Raw genomic sequence first — 1,438 nt, 5'->3', positions numbered from 1 at the left:
GATACGGTCGGCGAGCTTGACCGCCTCGTCGATGTCGCCGTCGGCGAGCGAAGAGATGAAGGCGCGGTCGAGCAGTTCGTTGTTCTTGGGATCGGTGCGCAGCGCCGAGCGGTAGAACGCTGCGGCGGCACCTGCGTCGCGCTCCACGCTGGCGTGGCGCGCGGCCAGATAGCTGCCCGCCGTCGTCATCGACTTCAGGTCACTCTTGGTCGGAAACTGCGCCGCGCTGTCGGCCGGGTGATCGGGGGTCTGCGCCAGGACGTGTCCGGGCAGCGCCAGCGCGGAGGCGGTGAGCACGGCAGTCGCCCAGCGATGGAAACGGGTGGAAAGCATCACGACCTGCCTGGCTCCAGGATTTTGCGGGTATACGGCAATCGGCAAGGGCAGCCCCGACCCAGCGGCCTCTAAGGCCCGCGACAATGCCGCTTTTGGCGTTGAACCGCAAGGAAAAGGGCTGACGAATCAAGTGGCATATCGTCCGGCCGCCGCCGATTCAGCCGACTTGGCCTGCAAACCCTCGCACTATGGCGGTATCGTGACCGGATACCGCCGCTGCCTCACGCCAAGGGGGGTACATCGCCTCGTAGTTCGGCCCACCGCCGCCTTCCGGCGGAACCCAGGTAATGTTGCCGTTGGGGTCCTTCACGTCACAGGTTTTGCAGTGGACGCAATTCTGCGCGTTGATCTGGAAGCGCGGCCCCGACGACTCCTCGACCCATTCGTAAACGCCGGCCGGGCAGTAGCGATTCGAGGGACCGGCAAAGACGTCATGCTCCGAGGACTTCTGCAGGTTCATGTCGGCGACCTTGAGGTGCACCGGCTGGTCCTCTTCATGGTTTGTATTGGACAGGAACACCGAGGACAGCTTGTCGAAGGAAATCTTGCCGTCGGGCTTAGGATAGGCGATCGGCTGATGCTGTTTCGCCGGATCGAGCGTCTTGCGGTCCGGCTTGGCATGCGAAAGCGTTCCGAACAGTGAGAAGCCGAACAGCGTATTCGTCCACATGTCGATGCCGCCAAGCCCGACGCCGACGATGGTGCCGAACTTCGACCACAGCGGCTTGGCGTTGCGGACCTTGTAAAGATCCTTGCCGACGGCGGAATCGCGCCAGGCGTTTTCGTACTCGGCGATCTCGTCACCGGCCCGACCGGCTCCGAGCGCTGCGGCTACATGCTCGGCGGCGAGCATGCCGGTACCCATTGCGTTATGCACGCCCTTGATGCGCGGCACGTTGACGAACCCCGCGGCGCAGCCGACCAGCGCGCCGCCGGGGAATGTCAGTCGCGGCACGGACTGATAGCCGCCTTCGGTGATGGCGCGCGCGCCATAGGCGAGCCGCTTGCCGCCTTCGAATACGCTACGGATGGAAGGATGGGTCTTGAAGCGCTGGAATTCGTCGAATGGCGACAGATAGGGATCGTCGTAGTTGAGATGCAC

At 63.9% G+C, this 1,438-nt stretch carries 2 protein-coding genes; both read right to left on the bottom strand.

Annotation, left to right across the window (positions count from 1 at the left end; genetic code table 11):
- Positions 1–336 (bottom strand): hypothetical protein (locus Q0239_RS08615; protein ID WP_298601250.1); only part of this gene is annotated, 336 nt, incomplete at its 3' end.
- A 157-nt stretch (positions 337–493) separates the two neighbouring features.
- Positions 494–1,438, bottom strand: a 945-nt coding sequence (locus Q0239_RS08610) for an electron transfer flavoprotein-ubiquinone oxidoreductase (protein ID WP_298601247.1), incomplete at its 5' end; no start/stop codon positions are given.

Source organism: uncultured Sphingorhabdus sp. (assembly GCF_937872355.1).
Classification (GTDB): domain Bacteria; phylum Pseudomonadota; class Alphaproteobacteria; order Sphingomonadales; family Sphingomonadaceae; genus Sphingorhabdus_B.
The sequence above is the reverse complement of the archived record's forward strand: the minus strand, read 5'-3'. Positions and strand labels throughout refer to the sequence as shown.